We start from the raw sequence: 20,130 nt of genomic DNA, 5'->3' as shown, positions 1-20,130 counted from the left end.
GGCGAAAAGGGGTTTTATCTTTGCCTAAGCAAGCTAAGTTTATGTGTCGGCGTTAATTAAAAGTTGTAACCAATCCCCAACAACAGACCGACATCCGTGCTATCTAGAAAAGCTGCATTTACTCCACCTGTGACTGTAAAGCGATCGCCTAAAGGCACATCTACACCACCTGTTAGCAATAAACCAACATCAGAACCATCTCCAGTCTCAATAGCTACACCTGCACCCACGTAAGGCGATATAGCAAATTGTTGTCCACCCAAGGCATCGGTAGCACGGGGAGAAAAATCTAAAGTTACGGGAACCAAAAACATCGTATCGTCGCCAAATATTACCGATGGCCGCACCGAGATAGTATTTGTCAGTCCAACTTTGCTAATGACGGCAAAATTACTTTCACTGAGTGTCCTATCGCCAGCAATACCAATGTTACCAGCAACCCCAACATAACTAGAACCACCACGGGTAGCTGTCCCTGGCTCTACCCCAGGCGTGGGTTGTTCTGCTGGGGGTTGTTGAGTAACTCCCAGATTAGGTGGAATCAGGACTTCGTTAATTACATGAATGACACCATTGCTGGCTTGGACATTCGGCTGAATCACATTGGCTTCGTTGACGGCAATTTGATTTGTAGCGCTGTCAATTTGAATATTTACAGGTACTTCCTCAAAGGTTTTCAATTCTCCGGCTGAGAGTTGATTAGCAGTTAATTGACCAGGAACCACATGATATCGCAAAATCTTAATCAGTAATTCTCGGTTCTCTGGTTGCTGTAACTCTTCTAAAGTACCAGGGGGTAAAGCGGCAAATGCTTCATCGGTGGGAGCAAAAACTGTATAAGGGCCTGGTTGTTGGAGAATACTTGCTAGACCTGCTGTTTGCAATAAGGCAGTTAGGCTAGTAAAAGACTCACTTGCTGCTGCTAGAGAAACAATATCTTGAGCAGTTTGAGTGTCACCACCACCCCTAACTATATAATTAGCGGCTGGAATATTGGTCGCTAGAGCCTGCATTTGTCCTTGTCTGACTAAAGCTTGATACAAAATTGCCGTTGCTTCGGCGCGAGTCAAAGGTTGTAATGGATTAAGTCGATTGACATTCGGATAGTTGACGACAATATTGGCTTGTGTCGCAGCCGCGACACTATTGACAGCATAATTGGGGATGGACGAAGCATCTGTAAAGTAAGTGTTAAGAATACCTGAGGGATTTTCCCCAGCTTGCAAACCCAAACCATTTGTTAAAGCAACGATCGCCTCAACCTTGGGAATTTGCTGATTTGGCAAAAACACATTCCCCGGATAACCTGACATAAAGCCTGTTTCGTAGGCTTCTTGAATTGCTGAAGCTGCCCAAAAACCCGCGGGAACATCTGTAAACCCACCTGGACTGAGTTGTCGCACTGATTGTCTGTCGAAAGCCCTTTGAATCATGGCGGCAAATTCAGCCCGGCTTACAGGTTGATTTGGTCTGAAAGTCCCATCGGGGAAGCCAGAAACAACGTTTCTTTCAGCTAGTGCTTGAATAAATGGACGCGCCCAATAATCTGAACCAATATCCGATAAATTAACAGTCGAAGTGGGTGCAGGAGTAGTAGGAGTGGGAGTTTGAGCTGAGGCTGTCCCAGAAATTATCATGGGATTTACTGCGGCTAAGGTTACTCCTAAAGCTAGCAAAGTGGTGCTTGCTGATGACCAACGTAAGAAACTAATCATGAAAATATCCTCCACAAAAAACTGTAAAACACTGCAAGAAATTTTGGTTAGCCAAGGGTAGACACATGAGTATGAGGTTAATATCTATCTCCAAAGTCCGAAAGTATAAATGGGAAATGTTAACTCTTAAAAATCAAAAATCATGAGAAAACAATCATTATTTCTTAACCACGGGCAATAAGTAAGAGAAGGACATTTGATAACTATTTCGCTGAAATGAACGAAAATAGCTCACATCACCAAACCTACTCAATCAGAACTCTTAAATAATATTAAAAAAATGGAGTTTTTCCAAATCTTATGAATAATCTTCTCAGATTTGGCTAAATTGCACAACTAGCTTAAGGTCAAACCTGTGTTTTTTTTATCTTCCTTTAGATAGTTGACTGAATCACAAAAAGTATTTTTTAAAGGCGAACATTAATTTTGAATATTAGCAAAATCCTAAAAAATCAATATTTCTTATTTTAAATAAACAGTATTGCCAGTGTTAATTGAGACTATAAAATACGTGAATAGTTTTATTTTTTTCTGTGAGACTAAAGTTACTACTGGCATATTTTTCTATAAGATGGTTAATTGATTTATATGAATTATATAAAATTGCTATGTTTACTTAAAAATATTCAGTAAATAAAAAACAATTATAAATAAGTAAAAATATTCAAAAAAAATCTCAACTTGAATATATTAATAGCCAGATAAATTGCTAGCTTCCATACTAAAGAAATAACTTGAGACAAAACACAGTTTCCGGTAAGCTGATGACGAAGCTAAGTTTATGCCTACTGTACTGCCAGGGGTAGTAGCAAATGCTTCCCAGTGTAGAAAGTACAATGACTCAGGTACTCAATAATTTAGTCTTAAGGGCGGTAAAATTGCAAACAAGAGAAAATTTAGATCAATTGTGGGTTGTACGCTGTTTTGCCGCAGTGCTACTCTTTGGTCAAGTGTTGCTACATTTGCTCCAAGGAAAAACCTGCTACCGTAAGATTTTGCAACATATGGTGACCACCGGGCCTGGTTCTATCTCGCCAGTTCTGCTTGTAAGTGGGTTTGCAGGTATGATTTTTACCATTCAAACTGCTAGAGAATTAATCAGATTTGGTGCTGTTGGTGCAGTAGGTGGTGCTTTTGCATTAGCTTTTTGTCGAGAATTGGCTCCTCTTTTAACAGCTAGTATTATTGCTGGACAAGTAGGTTCTGCTTTTGCCGCCGAAATAGGGGCGATGCGGGTGACAGAACAAATTGATGCACTTTATATGCTGAAAACAAATCCCATCGATTATTTAGTACTTCCTAGAGTCATTGCTTGCGTTTTGATGATGCCAATTATGATGATTTTTGCTTTAGTTACAGGCATCAGTGGTGGAGTTTTTGCCGCAGCACAGTTTTACAATATTGATCCAGAGGCTTTTTTAGAGTCAGTGAGGACTTTTTTAGAGCCATCAGATTTACTTATGATTTTAGTCAAAGGGTTGGTTTTTGGGGTTATAGTTGCTGTCATTGGCTGTAGTTGGGGTTTAACTACTAAAGGAGGCGCAAAAGAAGTCGGAGAATCAGCGACAAAGGCAGTTGTTACAACTTGGGTATCAATTTTTATGATGGACTTTTTTCTTTCGTTAGCTATGTTTGGTAAGCCTACCCTTTAAAATATTAGAGTATGGTAACTAGTGGGATCATATTACCTGTGAAAAAGTCAGATCCAAAAATCATAAACAAGCGCGTATTAGTACTAGTTATTTCGGTGTCAGAGTAACTTATTGTACACAAAAATCATCTCTGCATTGTAGCAATTAATTTAAATAAAAGAAAATTTGGATAATATGGTGAATTGACGAGCAATCAAGAAATTTGATTGCTATATTGGACTAAATAACTATTTAGGTGAGGATGGGAAAGCTGTGCGTAATGATTTACATGGCTTAGAGATTAGTCAAAGAGAATTACAAAAATTGACTAATTTACCTGTGAAAGACGAACTCATTATTATTAGCAATCCTTTAAAAAATCTAATCAAGAAAATTGTAAACAAACTTAAAGGTTCCGAAGGAGCTACTGTAGTTTTTATTAGCTGTTCTATATTTGTTTTTAGCTATTTAGTTTTTGATATTTTTATTAAGTTGTTTGCTGCATGGGTCACTATTCCTTCGTGGATTGTGTTAATCATGTTATGTTTTTGGGGTGGAGGCATCACACAAATTACTTTATATTATTTATGGTGGAGAAGATTACAAATTCTTCATGATAATATGACCAACTCTTTAGAAATACTTTTAAATGATGTTGATAGATATAATTCAGTTATCAAGGCAATACATATCAACGACCAAATAGAAGAAGCTGGCAATCCAGAAGTAACCATCAAAGAAAGGGAAAAAGTAATTGCCGCGCTCAAACTCACCAAGAGCGATTTAATTCGGGCTTTAAAGACAGAAAGAATTTTGCGAGAAAATAAGAATTTTATCCTGAGCAATACAGAGCTATTTGTTAACAATTTAGCAACTTTAACAGCGATGCAAGTTACAGAACGGGCCACTGAACATGGTAGGTTACTCAATGAAGCATTGCAGATTGCATTGGATGTACAACTGGAAATGTCAAGGTTGCAAGCCCAGCGTTAGGATACATTTTTTGATGAGTGTCGCATGAGGTCAAGAATAAACTAGCTGTAATTGTAGCTTTTTCCATCGCCAAGCACCCCAGCGTTGCAATCCAAGGTCTAACATAAAGAGGTGTGAATTTAACGATCGCCTGTGGGTATGGACTGGAAAGAAATTCGAGGTAACTGGGTACTCATTCCCCGCAATCCCATTGGGATTATCCATTTCTTGGGAGGTGCCTTTGTTGCGACTGCGCCCCATTTGACTTACCGTTGGTTATTAGAACAACTAGCCAGTAAGGGATATGTGATTATTGCTACGCCATTTGTCAATACTTTAGACCATATTGCGATCGCCAAAACTGTACTACTTAACTTTGAGCGCACCATAGAACGTCTACAAGATAGTGGGACATTACGCAAACTTTACCTCCCTACCTACGGGCTGGGGCATAGTATGGGTTGTAAGCTGCACTTACTTATAGGTAGTCTTTTGCCTGTAGAACGTGCCGGCAATATTTTAATCTCGTTTAATAACTACGCGGCTAAAGAGGCGATCCCCTTAGTAGAACAATTTAACTCTACTTTGATGATAGAGTTCACCCCCTCACCACTGGAAACTAACCAATTGGTGCAAGAACGTTATCAAATCCGTCGCAACTTATTGATCAAATTTACTAACGATACCATCGACCAATCAACCGCTTTAACTAAAATCTTACAAGCCCGTTTTCCGGAAATGGTGACTACACAAACCTTACCGGGAACTCACACCACACCCTTGGGTCAAGATATCAAATGGCAATCAGGAGCATCATTTACGCCCTTGGATGCTTTAGGACAATGGTTTAGACAAGAAGTTTACCGCGATTTAAATGAGTTAAAACGTGTAATTCTTTTATGGATCAACCCGCTTTCTCCACCATAATGTTTTTATTTTTAGGGTTTAATAACTTTTAAATAAAAATTCTTAATTAGACTGTTCGATAAAATTATATGTTTCAAATACTAGTAATTGATGATGATATTTCTATACTAACACTCCTAAAAAGAATGCTAGAAAAAGAGGGTTATCAAATAATTGCTGCTTGTAATGGAGATGAAGGCATTGCTCAAGCGATCGCTTACAATCCAGCACTGATTATTTGTGATTGGATTATGCCTGGATTGAATGGCTTAGAAGTCTGTAAACGGATTAAAACCGATCCTAATTTATCTACAACATTCTTTATTTTTTTAACATCTTTGGATTCCATCGCTGATCGTGTCCAAGGACTAGATGCGGGTGCTGATGATTTTATTGCCAAACCCATTGAAAAAAATGAACTGCAAGCTAGAGTCAGAGCAGGCTTGCGCTTACATCAATTAAGTCGAGACTTGCAAACCCAAAAGCTGCTGTTAGAAAACGAATTAACCGAAGCAGCAGAATATGTGCGATCGCTGCTACCTGAGCCAGTTAGTGAACCTTTCAGCATCAATTCCCGATTCATTCCCTCTCGCCAACTCGGTGGCGACTGTTTCGATTACTACTGGCTAGATTCCGACTACTTGGCAATCTACCTACTAGATACCGCTGGACACGGACTCAAGGCTGCTCTCCCATCGATTTCTGTGCTGAATCTCTTACGTTCTCGGGCCTTAAAAGGACTAAATTACTATCAACCTAGTCATGTCCTTGAGGCTTTAAACGAAACCTTCCAGATGAATTACCAAAATGATAAATACTTTACTATTTGGTATGGTGTTTATAACCGAGTTACCAGGAAATTAGTTTATGCCAGTGCTGGACATCCACCAGCAATATTAGTATCTGGCACAACTGCTAAAAATACTAAAATACAACTATTGAGAACTCCTGGTATGCCAGTCGGGATGTTTCCCGAATCCAAATATGTGGATGAGTGTTGCCATATTGAAAAATATAGTAGCCTTTATATTTTTAGTGATGGTGCTTACGAAATTACTAAAGTTGATGGCACACTTTGGAGTTTAGATGCTTTTATTCAAATACTTGTGAGCTTACAACATACTATAGATCGACAACTCGATCAAGTATTGAATTATCTCATCGCTTTGAACTCCAAAGAGGCTTTTGATGATGATTTATCAATCCTGCAAATTAACTTTGATTAATTAAGTATGAGAAAGTACAACTTGATTAAACTCATCTTGATTAGGGAATATCTCAAATACTTTATCCATACCGGTTAATTCAAATAATATTCTAATCTGTTCATTAATAGAGCAAAGAACTAGTCTAGTATCTGCTGCTCTTAAAGTTTTAAAAGCTAAAACTAAAGCTCCTAAGGCCGAACTATCCATAAATGTCACATCTTGACAATCAACTAACACAATTTTTGCACCACTATCTAAAAGATGAGTAATATGTTGTCGTAATTCTTGTGAGTTTGTAGTATTGACAATTCCACTGAGTTTAATGACTTTCACTTGTTCATTCATAATATTTATGCCTGGATTGTGTTAAGAGAATTTAATTATTTTGCTAGATAGTATTATATCTCAAGAGGTCTTTTTTGCAAAAAACCAGCAAAATGGAATATTAGTTATTAATCTCTAGTGGTACATAATAAATCCTTATTTGAAAATAATAAAGTATCAAAGATTTCATTTAGAAAAATTTTATCTATTGTCTGCGACCAAAAAAAGCTAGATAGTAACTACGAACACATTTTCCGATTTCCTCTCAGGATGCGAAAAGATATAAATATAATTTTTAAGCTCAATTAAAATTAGTATCAGTTGCATCAAAATTCAATTAATGAAGCCATTCTTTGATAATTAAGGTGGTACATTGACAATAAAATTTTGGCATTAATACAGTACAAATACGCATTATTTAAAAAAATGCAACACATAAATATGTATGTTTTGTGTAACTTCACTCAAATGTTGTATTTTGGATAAGACATAGTAATTTCAATCACAACACGTGCATAATTAAGTTTAGCCTCTGTATATTCTCACGATTCAATTTGGATGGCTATAGCTATAGGGATAGATTTTCATTAATACTTAATAGCTATATCTTCCGGTAGAAGTAAAACTAGATACTAATAAATAAATTACTGATAAGACTTTTGATAAATTAAATCATGAACATTATTGCGTGGATCATTCTTGGTCTGATTGCTGGAGCGATCGCTAAAGCTATTTACCCTGGACATCAAGGCGGTGGCATCATTGCAACTATGGCTTTAGGTATTATCGGTGCTTTAATTGGGGGTACTGTATTTACTCTCTTACAAACAGGAAGATTACAATTAACTACGGCAGCGTTGAGTATTCCCGGTCTAATTGTTGCTATTATTGGTGCAATAATTGCCATTTTCCTATGGGGATTATTAACTGGGCGTAGCAGTTATTAGGTAATTATAAAGACAAAATTAATGAGGGAGTTGAATTTAGTGACAGGTAAAACTGCTGCTGTAAGAAAACTAAAAAATACTCCACTGCTGATGAAAGAGTGGAGTATTTAAAATTAAAAACAAATCAAGTTCTAGATGAAGCAATCAGCTAATCTATAACTTTTTTGATTTCATCTTTGATATTTTCTGTAGTGTGGATAACTTGGGATTCAGCTTGCTTTGATTGGCCTTCTGCTTTATCTGCTGGGTTACCAGTTACTTCACCAACTACCTCTTGCACCTTACCTTCAATATTTTTAGCAGTAGCTTCTACTCTTTTTTCGATACTCATATTTTTTGGCACCTTTAAATGACTAAATTTATGAAAACATAGTCAATAGACTACCACTATGAGTTGATTTTCCTGTCTATCGTCAGATAGAATTTAAGTCTTAAGGGTACAGCAATACTGTACCCCTTGTGGTGTGGTGAATTAAGCAAAAAATTAATTCCTAAACGTTCACCTTAGCTTTTGACCAAACGCCTTTGTCATCTTCGTCGTACTTCTGATGTACGGATTCCCAAGCAGCCTGTTCAGATGTGAACTCGTCACTTGTTTCATCTAAAACAGCGTTGTAGCGCTCAATAAACGTGCGTTGAGCTTCTGGAGAAAGATGAGCGCGGACTTCAGGAGACAAGTCATCGGGACTATTGCAAGGCCCAGAACAAGGATGACTCAAGGTTTTATCCGTGGTGTGAATTTCTTCTGCACCAGCACTTTCTAGCAACAATTGAAATTCTCCCACGCGATCGCTTGGTACTTCTGTCATCAATAAAAATTCACCAGCTTGTAAGCGAGTTTGGTAGATGGCAGCTTTCTCTTCTGGCATTCCCCAAGCAGTCAAAGCGGAGACTAAACCAGCACCAGCACTACCTGCGATCGCACCACTAGCAGCACCTAGTAGTAAAGCACTAATGGGGCCAGCCGCCACAATGGGGCCAACAAAAGGAATTAATAGTACACCGACACCAGTCAGCAAGCTGAGAAATGAACCAAACAAGGAACCAAAAATTGCCCCGGTTCTCAATCCCCCTAGAATCACATCTTTTTTAGTGATGAAGCCAGAAATTCGCGTTTCCGATTGGAAATTTCTGCCCATAATCGAAATATGATCTCTCGGCACACCCCGGTCAAGCAAACGTCGAATAACTTGATCAACCTGTTTCTGTTCTTTTAATACAGCTGATATGGTACGTTCTGCCTGATATACTTCTGGCATTTGAATACTCCTTAAATTTTGTTTGTTTTTGTGAGGTAAACGCATGAGCTACATGCAAAGAAAAACTTTAAGTTTTCCTTCAACTCACGCGTTATTTAGGTTAGATATATCTGCTAATATCTACACACCTATTGGGGCCTTAGTTTCGCCCGCTGGTTGTGTGCCATTTGGCTGTAAAGACTGCCCTTCAATAAATGAACGCAGCATCCAAGCCATTTCTTCATGGTCTTCCATCAGTCCAGTCAGAAAATCAGAAGTTCCTTCATCATGAAACTGCTCACTACACTGATCCACATGATCTCTCAAGTTGCGAATCACTTGTTCGTGATCTTCTACTAAACGAGCTACCATCTCTGTAGCTAAGGGGATATGCTCACCATATTCTTTGAGAGTGGCAATCTTCAAAAAGCCTTCCATAGTACCCACCGGGTAACCACCCAAAGCCCGTACTCTCTCTGCTAAAGCATCAATATTTAGAGTTAGCTTTTCGTATTGTTCTTCCCAAATTTGGTGTAAGCTACGGAATTGTGGGCCGACAACATCCCAATGGTATTTTTTGGTTTTTACTATCAAAATGTATGAATCTGCTAAATCCCGATTCAACAGTTCCATTACACCTTGACGCTGTTCTTCTGTTAAACCAATATTGATTGCACGCATAATTTTCCATCCATAAGCGAACCTCTTTATTAAGTTTCTAAAAGATAGACTTTATAAACATCAGCCATAGGAATGATTATTGCTAATCAATAATTTACAACCTAAGGTGAGTTTTATTTGTGTCTCTTAATAGATAAAACCAAATTTATATTAATAATTAATGATTAAAAATATGATATTATTTGAAATTCTTAAGCCTAAATTAATAATTGCTATTCATGTTGAATAAATAGAATGAAATCAAGGCACTATTACCCAAGATTTAAATACATGACCTACGCAAACTCATGAGAGAACAAACCGCAAAGGACGCATAGATGTGTTAGCGGCTTCTTGCAGGCTAGGACACAAAGAAATAAGAGTTTTAGAGAGTTCTTGCATAAGTCCTAAAATACTTTTATTCGTTAATTTAACCTTTTCCTAGCTATTTCTTAATGTATTTGGGGTACGCTTAACGGCATTATAACCGAATTAATATTGAGTCAATTAAGTATGTAACCGTTCCTTGGTACATACTCAGATTCATTATGCGCCCCGGCTGTCAAGTACATCTTTGCATATGAAATTATTGTAATTTCCAGAACTATGACATTTACACTCCAAATCCTCCACGCCTCGGACTTTGAAGCTGGCATTGATGCTGCGGGAACTACCCCTCAGACGGCTAGCCTAGTTTACTTTCCCTACCTCGGTGCAAATCCTGGTGGGGTTGATCATATCCGCTTACTAGGTGACAATACCTTTGGCTTTGAAGACTTACCAGGTGGTGGTGACTTAGATTACAACAACATGATTGTTCGCGTTAATTTGAGCATTCCTGATAGTACAGCAAAAGTTCAAATAGCCTAGTTATTTAATCAAGCATCCCTCACTAGTAGCAGTCAGACTATGATTGCGTAGTTTATTAAGTGTTATTCCTGACAATCCTACGGAGACAGAAGTTAACCGTGGGATTGTTACACAATTTTGGATTTTTGGTTTTAACCATTTGCTAGCTGTTTCTTAATATTACCAAGATAGCTTGTGTATATCTGCATAAGTCAAGTTACTGCCTCTTGTGCATATTGGCAGGCACTCTCATCTACCACAATTAACTAATGGTCACTACCAGTACAATTCGCTTTTCCCAATTCAATGCTTCCCTCAACCGCAACGCTGATGGCCAGTTGGTGAGTGATTTATCTACCCCTAATAATCTTCAAGCCCAAGCTGTTGCAGAAATCATTCAGCGCCATAACCCAGATGTCCTACTCATCAATGAGTTTGATTACTTTGAGGAAAATCCCACCCAAGCTGTTCAATTATTCCTAGAAAACTACCTAGCTGTGAGTCAAAACGGTGTCACTCCCGTAGAATATCCTTACTTTTATATTGCACCCTCCAACACAGGTATTCCCTCTGGGTTTGATTTAGATAATAATGGCGTTGTCGTTACCACCCCAGGCGCATCAGGATACGGTAATGATGCCTTGGGATTTGGAGATTACCCCGGTCAATTCGGGATGTTATTACTATCCAAATATCCCATTGACACCGAGAATGTCCGTACCTTCCAAAACTTTCTCTGGAAGGATATGCCAGATTCTTTATTATCTGCGATCGCCCTGCCTGATTCTGATACTCCTTGGTATTCACCTGAAGAACAAAAAATATTACGTCTATCTTCTAAAAGTCATTGGGATATACCAATTCAAGTCAACGGAGAAATCATTCACGTCTTGGCTAGCCATCCCACACCCCCGGTATTTGATGGGCCAGAAGACCGCAACGGTAAACGTAACCATGATGAAATCCGCTTTTGGGTAGACTACATTACACCAGAACAAGGCGATTATATCTATGATGATCTAGGTCAACTCGGTGGTTTAAACCCTGGTTCCCGCTTTGTGATTATGGGTGACCAGAACGCCGATCCTTTTGATGGTGATAGTTTTGATCATGCCATACTTCAGTTACTACAGAATCCCGACGTTAATACTAATTTCATCCCCAGCAGTGCTGGTGGTGTGCAGCAGTCGGATTTACAAGGAGGTGCTAACCTTCTCCATCAAGGCAACCCGGCTTTTGATACTGCGGATTTTGCTGATACTAACCCTGGTAATTTGCGGGCTGACTATGTGTTACCTGGTGCTGATTTACAAATTAGCAACTCAGGCGTTTTCTGGCCTGTAAACACTGACCCCAATTTCTCCTTAGTCGGGACTTTTCCCTTCCCTAGTTCTGACCATCGTTTAGTGTGGGTAGATGTGCAGGCTGGCCCAACAGCAGGCGGTAAAACTCTCCGGGAAGTCAAATTTGCAGGACAAACTACCTTTACCACAGGCTTTATTCCCCCTGGTGCAGCAGGAACGGTAAACGGTGTAGCCACACCAATGGGGGGATTGTCTGGTGTAACTTATGATGCGGCGAATAATCTTTACTACTCTATTTCAGACGATCGCTCGCAAAATGGCCCTGCCCGTTTCTATACTTTTACTTTAGATCCTGAAACATCTGGGGTGACGTTTACTGATGTGACTCCTCTGCAAGATGCTGATGGTAACTTCTTTGCAGCCTTAACTATTGACCCTGAAGGTATTGCTTTAACTCAAGATGGCACAATTTTTGTTTCCTCGGAAGGTGAAGCCAATATTAATGCAGGTCGTATCAGTGACCCCTTCATTAAAGAGTTCTCTTTAACAGGCGAGAAAATCCGCGCTTTACCTGTACCCAGCAAGTTTTTACCAGTCATTGAAGACACCAATGGTAACGGCATGATCGATGCTGGCGATACCCAAATTTTTGGGGTACGGAATAATTTGGCTTTTGAAAGTCTGACCATCACACCAGACCAAAAAACTCTATACACTGCTACCGAAAACGCCTTGATTCAAGATGGCGATCGCGCTTCGGTGAGTAGCAGTAGCCCTTCTCGGATTTTACAATACAACTTGTTGTCCAGTCAGCCAGAAAAGGAATATCTCTACATCACAGACCCGGTGGCTGTACCACCCATACCGGCAACTGGCTTTAGTGACAATGGTTTAGTAGACTTACTCGCCATCGATAACCGCGGCACTTTATTAGCATTAGAACGCTCTTTTGCTGTGGGTGTGGGTAACACTATCAAAATCTACGAAATTAGTTTGCAAGGTGCAACTGATATTAGCTTCTACGATTCCCTGAATGATTTAAGTGAGGAACAATTAGCCGCTATTCAACCCGCCCAAAAACGGTTGTTGTTAAATCTCGATGATTTAAATCTAGAGACTGGATTAGATAACATCGAAGGTTTAGCTTTTGGCCCCACACTAGAAGATGGTCGTCAATCCATTGTCTTGGTGAGTGATAACAACTTTAATCAGGCACAATTCACCCAAATTCTTACTTTGAGTGCAGACCTCATCCCCACAGTTGCACCCACAGTCCAAACTCGTCCCGACTTATTGGATAACCCCGCATTACCAATAGATCAGCGTCCTGATGCCGATGATCCCGCCATTTACGTTAATCCCCACAACTCTGCCGATAGTTTAATCCTCACAGCCGTGAAACATGGAGGATTACGAGTTTACAACTTAGGCGGAAATTTATTACAAGAAATCAACCCTGGTGGCATCCGCTACAACAACGTTGACTTACAATATGGCTTTCAATTAGGTGGGGAATCTGTTGATATTGCTGTAGCAAGCGATCGCCAAAACGATACACTGGTATTTTTCCAAATTAATCCCCAGCCCACAACACTGGGAGAATACTTAGAAAACATCACTGATGTTAATCTGGGTACTTTGTTTCAATCTGCACCCTTTAGCCCCCCTTACTCAACAGACGAACGTAGTGCTTACGGGCTAGCCATGTACCGCAGCCCCATCACCAATGATTACTATGTCTTCGCCAATCGTGCCGAAACTGGAGAAGTGGCACAGTTCCAACTGATTGATCAAGGTAACGGCAAAATTGGGGTGGAAAGAGTCCGGGAGTTCACCATCCCCACCACAACAGGATTTGACCCGCAAACCGAGGGTATGGTGGTAGACCAAGAAACCGGCTTCCTCTACATCGGCCAGGAAAATGTTGGTATTTGGAAGTTCCAAGCAGAACCCGACGGTGAACCCACAGGCACACTTATTGATCGAGTGAAAGCTTTGGGTGGTAGCAATCTCACCGCTGATGTAGAAGGACTGACCATCTACTACGGTGCCAATGGTACAGGCTACCTCCTAGCATCCAGTCAAGGTGATAACACTTTTGCCGTCTATAACCGCCAAGGTAATAACGAATACTTAGGACGCTTTGCCGTTGGTAGTAATGGTGCCATTGACAGCGTGCAAGAGTCAGACGGTGCAGATGTCATTAACGTCCCCTTGGGTGCTAACTTCCCCTATGGCCTATTTGTTACCCAGGATGGTAGTAACGACCCAGCCAAATTAGTTGAAGATGACGGCGAACTAGAAAACGTCAACACCAACTTTAAGTTTGTGCCTTGGGAAAACATTGCTAATGCTTTTCCCAATCCACTCGACATTGATACCACTAGTTACAATCCCCGAAATCCCATGACACAACCCAAACTATCTATCTACGAATTTGACAACCTACCAGTATTAGGAACCACCTCCACTGATCAAGATATTTTATTGGGAGGTTTTTCTGGGTTGTACTTCCAAGGAGTTGCAGACAATGGCAACTTGAAGTTCGTCACCCACACAGACCGCGGCCCCAATGGTGACAACAGTGTATCTGGTGGCAAGGTCTTTCCCTTACCTGATTTCCAGCCAGAAATTGTCAGTTTTGAACTTAATCAGTCCACAGGCAAAATTACTATTACCAAGAGAACTGGCTTATTTCGCCAGGATGGAACAACGCCGTTAACTGGACTCCCCAACCTCCAAGCAGGAGTACAAGGTACTGCCTATACTGATGAAGTTGCAGTTGATCTTAATGATAATGTGCAAGCTCTCGATCCTTTGGGCGCTGACTTAGAAGGTATTGTAGTCACTGCTAATGGCGACTTTTGGATGGTAGATGAGTACCGTCCAGCAATTTATCACTTTGATAGCAACGGTAAGCTGCTTGATCGATTTATCCCTCAAGGTGATGCCACAGATTCTACCCAAAATGGCGGTATCTTTTTTGGCACGCCTGTTTTACCAGAGGTTTACGCTCAACGGCGTGCTAATCGAGGCTTTGAGGCTATTGCTTTGGAAGGCAGCAAACTGTATGCCTTCATTCAAAGTCCCATTGATAACCCAGATGATGAGGAAGATACAGTTTCCCGGAGCGCTCAAAACCTGCGAATTTTGGAGTTTGACACCCTTACTAAGCAAGTGACAGGTGAGTATTTGTATGTTCTCTCCGGACTACCGGGAACTGACAAAATTGGTGATGCAGTTGCACTAGGTAATGGCAAATTTGCTTTAATTGAGCGAGACAGTAGCCGCGATGCCGATTCTAACAAACTGCTGTTTACAATTGATTTGGCAGGGGCGACCAACATCAATAACCCAGCAAACTTAACAGGATTGCCAGCAGGTAAGACTATCGAACAGCTAACAATTGACGATTTAGCTACTGCCAATATCGTACCTGTGAGCAAGAGCTTAATTGCCAATGCTTCTGACCTGGGCTACACAGGAGTTGATAAACCAGAAGGTTTGGCCTTGGTTGCGCCTAACGTTTTGGCTGTGCTGAATGATAATGACTTTAATCTCGTAGGCAGTACCAACAATCCTGACGGTTCGATCACTATTGATTTTTCTCCGACGCCAATTCCTACAAAACTCGGCATCATCGAATTACCTAATAACCTACCCGTTACCCCTCAAGTAACACTCGTAGGTTTTGCTTCCCTCCCCGCCGATACCTTTGCCGAAGGGCCACCATCGGGTAGTGCCATTACAGGTAATACTAATGGACGCAATGTACCCTTTGCCAAACAGCCAATTCAAGGATTTAGTGCCGTTCAGGTTGCTGATGACAATTCCTTGTGGTTCTTATCTGACAATGGGTTTGGTAGCAAAGCTAATAGTCCTGATTATTTACTGCGGATTTATCGTGTTGACCCCAACTTCCGCAGTGCTGAGGGTGGTGATGCTACTGTCAATGTGTTGGATTTTGTGCAACTATCTGACCCAGACAAGAAGATTCCCTTTGAGATTATCAACGAAAATACTTCTGAGCGTTTGTTAACAGGTTCAGACTTTGATGTTGAATCTTTAGTAGTGGCAGAAGATGGTACGTTCTGGATTGGCGAGGAGTTTGGCCCTTACTTGTTACATTTTGATGCCACTGGTAAGCTCATAGAAGCTCCCATCGATACACCAAATTATGTAACTTTAAATACTCTTGATGGCAAAGCCCCCATTGTCATCGGACACCGGGGAGCCAGTGGAGAACTACCAGAACATACTTTAGGAGCGTATAAACTCGCAATTGAACGAGGTGCTGATTTTATCGAGCCTGATTTGGTAGCGACGAAAGATGGTGTATTAATTGCCCGTCATGAACCCAATATTATCAATACCACTGATGTAGCCTCACGTCCAGAATTTAGCGATCGCTTCACCACGAAAATCATTGATGGCGTAGCCGAAGAAGGTTTCTTTGTTTCTGACTTCACCCTAGAGGAAATCAAAACTATCCGGGCGGTGATGCCGCAAGACTTCCGGACGCAAGCGTTTAACGGTCTGTACGAAATTCCTACTTTTGAAGAAATCATTCAGCTAGTTCAGGACATCGAAGCCCATACAGGCAAGAAAATCGGCATTTACCCAGAAACGAAACACCCCACTTTCCACGATGAACTTGGTCTTTCACTGGAAGAACCATTACTAGAAACTTTAGAAAAAACTGGATTCACCGATCCTTCAAGGATTTATATCCAATCCTTTGAAGTTGCTAACCTCCAGAAACTCAGCGAACTTACAGACATTCCTCTGGTTCAATTATTGGATGCTGGTGGTATCAATCTCGATGGTTCACTGATTGAAACTCAACCTTATGATTTCGTTGTCAGTGGCGATACCCGCACCTATGCTGACCTGCGGACACCAGAAGGTTTACAAGAAATTGCCAGCTACGCAGCAGGTATTGGCCCCTGGAAGCGGATGATTGTTTCCGTTGAGGGTGTGGATTTAAATGGTGATGGTCAAGCTGATGATGTCAATGGTGACGGCGTTGTCAACGATGCCGATAAAACCCTGACTGCACCCACAAGTTTAGTACAAGATGCCCACGCCTCAGGCTTGGTGGTACATCCTTATACTTTCCGCAACGAAGAAAGTTTTCTAGCCGCCGACTACAACAACAATCCAGCCTTAGAATACATACAATTCATCAATTTAGGTATTGATGGCTACTTTACAGACTTCCCCGGTACAGGAAACCAAGTCCGCGACCAATTAACTGGTGAGTTGGTCATTTCCCCTGATAACCCAGCTTTACTACCCCCTGAATTTGCCACCTTGGATGGTTCTGCACCTTTAGTAATTGGGCATCGCGGGGCTAGCGGTTCACGTCCAGAACACACCTTAGAAGCATACAAACTAGCGATCGCCGATGGTGCAGATTTCATTGAACCTGATTTAGTACCCACCAAAGATGGATATTTAATCGCCCGTCACGAAAATGCCTTGGCAATTCTCAATGAAGATGGTTCGGTAAACAGAACAGACACTAGCACTGATGTTAATGAACGTCAAGAATTTGCTGACCGTTTTACCACCAAAGTCATTGATGGTCGCACTATCAGAGGTTGGTTTAGCGAAGACTTCACCCTAGAAGAAATAAAAACTCTCAACTCTATTGAACGTTTACCAGAATTGCGGGGAACCAACTTCAATAATGATGGGCTGAAAGTTCCCACTCTAGAAGAAATCATTGATTTGGTCAAGCAGGTAGAAGCCGAAACCGGGCGGATAATTGGCATTTATCCCGAAACTAAACATCCCACCTTCTTCGCCAGTGAAGGCGCACTTTTAGATGGTTCACCCATCAACATGAATTTAGGTCAGATGATTGTTGATACCTTGGTAGCCAAGGAGTTCACTGACCCCAACCGGACATTTATTCAGTCCTTCGAGGTGGGTAATCTCCAGGAACTGAAACAGTTCATCATGCCAGCAGCGGGAATTGATATCCCCTTAATTCAGTTACTAGGTGGTGCTAACGGCAGACCTTATGACTTTACTGTTAGTGGTGACCCCCGTACCTATGGCGACTTAACCAAACCCACAGAACTAGCTGCGATCGCCACCTACGCAACAGGTATTGGCCCCAATAAGCGCCTAATTGTTCCGGCTGGTGCAGGTGGAGTACTCCAAGAACCCACAACCTTGGTAGAAGATGCCCATGCAGCTGGCTTACTCTTACATCCTTACACCTTCCGTGATGAAGATGTCTTCCTCGCACCCAACTATGAAGGCGACCCCAAAGCAGAATATGAACAATTTCTTGAGTTAGGTGTTGATGGTTTCTTTAGCGATTTTCCTGGTACCAATAGCCTAGTCCTGCAACAATTCATCGGTGACCCAGTGTTTTCCAACTTGGGAGGTTCTCGCGGATTTGAAGGCATGGCTATTAGTTTGGATAAGAAAACCATTTATCCCATGCTGGAAGGTACTGTTTTAGGCGATCCACCAAATTCCTTACGCATTTACGAATTTGATGCCGAATCCAAGGAATATCAAGGTTTAGCCGGCTACTATCGCATGGAAGAATCTAATCATGCCATCGGTGCGTTAACGGTAGTCAACGAAAATGAATATCTGGTAATTGAACGTGATGGACGTCAAGGCCCCGACGCGCAGTTCAAGAAGGTATTCAAAATTGACTTATCACAAAAAGATGCCAATGGTTTTGTTCCCAAAGAAGAAATCGTTGATTTACTGAATATCAGTGACCCCAATGATTTGAATCAAGATGGCAACACTAAGTTTACCTTCCCCTTCGTTACCATTGAAGCTGTGGTAGTCATAGACGAAAACACACTCCTACTAACTAACGATAATAACTATCCCTTCTCAGTCGGCAGACCACCTCAAATAGACAACAACGAAATCATTCTTTTAGGCTTAGATAAGCCACTGAATTTAGGTACTCCCGTAGTCAGTATTGCGGCTAAGGTTCCCGACGCAGCAGAAGCAGGAAATCAGCCGGGAGTCTTCCGCATTTCCCGCGTAGGTAACACCAGCCAATCCCTGACGGTGAACTACACCATCGAAGGTACAGCGACAAATGGCGTTGATTACAACAATTTGACTGGCGTTGCTACTATCCTTGCTGGTCAAACCTTCGCAGATATCGAGGTCGTCCCAGTAGACGATGATTTGGTAGAAGGTGATGAAACCGTCATTCTCAAACTTGTAGATGAAGCTGACTATGACTTAGGTTTATCTACTATTGCTACTGTCACCATTGCCGACAACGATGTGCCACTAGTAAGTAACCCTGAAAACAACACCTTTACAATTCGCGGTACAAGTGACACCACACAACTGCAAGTCAGCCTCACCAGCACCAGACCAAATCAAGTGAATGAACTGGGTGTATTTACAGTAGATGATGCCGCAGGTACTATCAATGGTATTGCCCCAGGAGAAGCCGGATATGCTGAAGCTGCTTTAGAACGCGCCCAAGCAATTTTCTCGGCGGTTCATAGATTACCTAGTGGCTTTAGCAGAGATAACATTACCCGCTTACTAGAGTTTAACTCTGGTGATAACTTGAGATTTTATGTAGTCCCCAATGGTACAACCGATGAAGTCCGGGCGGGAGTTGTTTCCATTGACGACGTACTATTTGCCGATGCTGCAACTCAAAGAGTTACTGATTTAGGCAACAACGAATTTTCTTTAGCTTGGCAAGTGCGATCGCAAAGAAATTCCACCTTCCAAGATTTAGAGGTAAAAATTCAAGCAACTGAGCAAACATTACCTGTAGGTACAAATTTACAAGGTGGATCACAATCCGAATTAATCGACTTACGCAATATCACACAATCAGTTCAAGCCGAATTTATCGTCAACCGAGAAGCATCCGCCAACAACTACGTCAGTTTCTATCGAGTCACTGATGAAAATGGCGGTATCGACATCAACGACGACGGCAACGCAGATATCCTTCCTGGTGAAAATGGTTATACCCAAGCTGCGGTGAATGCGCGTATCCCTAGTGTTGATTTAACAACCAATAACCGCCGCACATCAACTTACACAGCCACCTTAGAACCAGGTTCATTATTTGCACCATTCATCATTGCTAATGGCACTCCAGCCACAATTAATGATCAGCCTGTCTACTTCCCCTTCTTAGGCGCTAATTCTACACAGGCAGACCACATTACTTTGTTAGGCAATAATGTCTTTGGCTTTGAAGATTTCCAAAATAATCGAAATAAAGATTACAACGACATGATTGTCCGAGTTAATTTGACTGTTGCTTAATCTACAGTTGACTGGATAAATAGTAATCAGAGTCAATACCTATGATGGTGTGGCTCTGATTTTTTTTTGAGGTGGGTAGAGCAA

11 protein-coding genes and 1 pseudogene are annotated in these 20,130 nt (G+C 41.1%); 7 read left to right on the top strand and 5 right to left on the bottom strand.

Features of this window, described 5'->3' with window-relative positions:
* Nucleotides 1–56: 56 nt before the first annotated feature.
* Nucleotides 57–1,715, bottom strand: a complete 1,659-nt coding sequence (locus tag ACM0OS_RS11755) for a fasciclin domain-containing protein (protein ID WP_414543365.1) — start codon at nt 1,713–1,715, stop codon at nt 57–59.
* 836 nt (nt 1,716–2,551) lie between these two features.
* On the opposite strand from ACM0OS_RS11755, the gene ACM0OS_RS11750 reads away from it, so the two are divergent.
* From ACM0OS_RS11750 to ACM0OS_RS11735, 4 genes are all read left to right on the top strand, one after another.
* Complete coding sequence (locus ACM0OS_RS11750; RefSeq protein WP_414543364.1) at nt 2,552–3,367, top strand: MlaE family ABC transporter permease; 816 nt, start codon at nt 2,552–2,554, stop codon at nt 3,365–3,367.
* Between the two features lie 252 nt (nt 3,368–3,619).
* Nucleotides 3,620–4,339: a hypothetical protein gene (locus tag ACM0OS_RS11745; RefSeq protein WP_414543363.1), complete on the top strand. Its 720-nt coding sequence runs from the start codon at nt 3,620–3,622 to the stop codon at nt 4,337–4,339.
* A 138-nt stretch (nt 4,340–4,477) separates the two neighbouring features.
* Nucleotides 4,478–5,245, top strand: a complete 768-nt coding sequence (locus tag ACM0OS_RS11740; protein ID WP_414543362.1) for a DUF1350 family protein — start codon at nt 4,478–4,480, stop codon at nt 5,243–5,245.
* Nucleotides 5,246–5,313: 68 nt separating this feature from the next.
* The gene (locus tag ACM0OS_RS11735) at nt 5,314–6,450 is read left to right on the top strand and encodes a PP2C family protein-serine/threonine phosphatase (RefSeq protein ID WP_414543361.1); all 1,137 of its coding nucleotides are present in this window, start codon (nt 5,314–5,316) and stop codon (nt 6,448–6,450) included.
* Here ACM0OS_RS11735 and ACM0OS_RS11730 read toward each other — a convergent pair whose 3' ends face one another.
* The gene (locus ACM0OS_RS11730; protein WP_414543360.1) at nt 6,451–6,777 is read right to left on the bottom strand and encodes an STAS domain-containing protein; all 327 of its coding nucleotides are present in this window, start codon (nt 6,775–6,777) and stop codon (nt 6,451–6,453) included.
* Between the two features lie 653 nt (nt 6,778–7,430).
* Here ACM0OS_RS11730 and ACM0OS_RS11725 point away from each other — a divergent pair.
* Entirely contained in the window at nt 7,431–7,703 is a 273-nt protein-coding gene (locus tag ACM0OS_RS11725; RefSeq protein ID WP_414543359.1) for a GlsB/YeaQ/YmgE family stress response membrane protein, read from the top strand.
* 148 nt (nt 7,704–7,851) lie between these two features.
* On the opposite strand, the gene ACM0OS_RS11720 is transcribed toward ACM0OS_RS11725, so the two are convergent.
* The 3 genes from ACM0OS_RS11720 to ACM0OS_RS11710 form a co-directional block, all read right to left on the bottom strand.
* Nucleotides 7,852–8,034, bottom strand: coding sequence for a CsbD family protein (locus tag ACM0OS_RS11720; protein ID WP_414543358.1), 183 nt, complete (start codon nt 8,032–8,034; stop codon nt 7,852–7,854).
* A gap of 160 nt (nt 8,035–8,194) precedes the next feature.
* Nucleotides 8,195–8,962: a ChaB family protein gene (locus ACM0OS_RS11715; protein WP_414543357.1), complete on the bottom strand. Its 768-nt coding sequence runs from the start codon at nt 8,960–8,962 to the stop codon at nt 8,195–8,197.
* 120 nt (nt 8,963–9,082) lie between these two features.
* Nucleotides 9,083–9,622 carry a Dps family protein gene (locus ACM0OS_RS11710; RefSeq protein ID WP_414543356.1) on the bottom strand — a complete coding sequence of 180 codons (540 nt, stop codon included), beginning with the start codon at nt 9,620–9,622 and terminating at the stop codon, nt 9,083–9,085.
* 669 nt (nt 9,623–10,291) lie between these two features.
* Between ACM0OS_RS11710 and ACM0OS_RS11705 the strand changes: the two are divergent.
* Both ACM0OS_RS11705 and ACM0OS_RS11700 read left to right on the top strand, forming a co-directional pair.
* A pseudogene (locus ACM0OS_RS11705) lies at nt 10,292–10,471 on the top strand (DUF4114 domain-containing protein); the annotation flags it as partial.
* Between the two features lie 248 nt (nt 10,472–10,719).
* Nucleotides 10,720–20,046 carry a phytase gene (locus tag ACM0OS_RS11700; RefSeq protein WP_414543355.1) on the top strand — a complete coding sequence of 3,109 codons (9,327 nt, stop codon included), beginning with the start codon at nt 10,720–10,722 and terminating at the stop codon, nt 20,044–20,046.
* The last annotated feature ends 84 nt before the right edge of the window (nt 20,047–20,130 follow it).

The sequence above is a fragment of the Nostoc sp. CCY0012 genome (assembly GCF_963920855.1).
Classification (GTDB): Bacteria; Cyanobacteriota; Cyanobacteriia; order Cyanobacteriales; family Nostocaceae; genus Cyanocohniella.
The sequence above is the reverse complement of the archived record's forward strand: the minus strand, read 5'-3'. Positions and strand labels throughout refer to the sequence as shown.

What these genes read in the sequence shown, in the direction of transcription:
- ACM0OS_RS11755 (WP_414543365.1), bottom strand. Translation starts at nt 1,715, where the DNA reads ATGATTAGTTTCTTACGTTGGTCATCAGCAAGCACCACTTTGCTAGCT.
- ACM0OS_RS11750 (WP_414543364.1), top strand. Translation starts at nt 2,552, where the DNA reads ATGACTCAGGTACTCAATAATTTAGTCTTAAGGGCGGTAAAATTGCAA.
- ACM0OS_RS11740 (WP_414543362.1), top strand. Translation starts at nt 4,478, where the DNA reads ATGGACTGGAAAGAAATTCGAGGTAACTGGGTACTCATTCCCCGCAAT.
- ACM0OS_RS11735 (WP_414543361.1), top strand. Translation starts at nt 5,314, where the DNA reads ATGTTTCAAATACTAGTAATTGATGATGATATTTCTATACTAACACTC.
- ACM0OS_RS11730 (WP_414543360.1), bottom strand. Translation starts at nt 6,777, where the DNA reads ATGAATGAACAAGTGAAAGTCATTAAACTCAGTGGAATTGTCAATACT.
- ACM0OS_RS11725 (WP_414543359.1), top strand. Translation starts at nt 7,431, where the DNA reads ATGAACATTATTGCGTGGATCATTCTTGGTCTGATTGCTGGAGCGATC.
- ACM0OS_RS11720 (WP_414543358.1), bottom strand. Translation starts at nt 8,034, where the DNA reads ATGAGTATCGAAAAAAGAGTAGAAGCTACTGCTAAAAATATTGAAGGT.
- ACM0OS_RS11715 (WP_414543357.1), bottom strand. Translation starts at nt 8,962, where the DNA reads ATGCCAGAAGTATATCAGGCAGAACGTACCATATCAGCTGTATTAAAA.
- ACM0OS_RS11710 (WP_414543356.1), bottom strand. Translation starts at nt 9,622, where the DNA reads ATGCGTGCAATCAATATTGGTTTAACAGAAGAACAGCGTCAAGGTGTA.
- ACM0OS_RS11700 (WP_414543355.1), top strand. Translation starts at nt 10,720, where the DNA reads ATGGTCACTACCAGTACAATTCGCTTTTCCCAATTCAATGCTTCCCTC.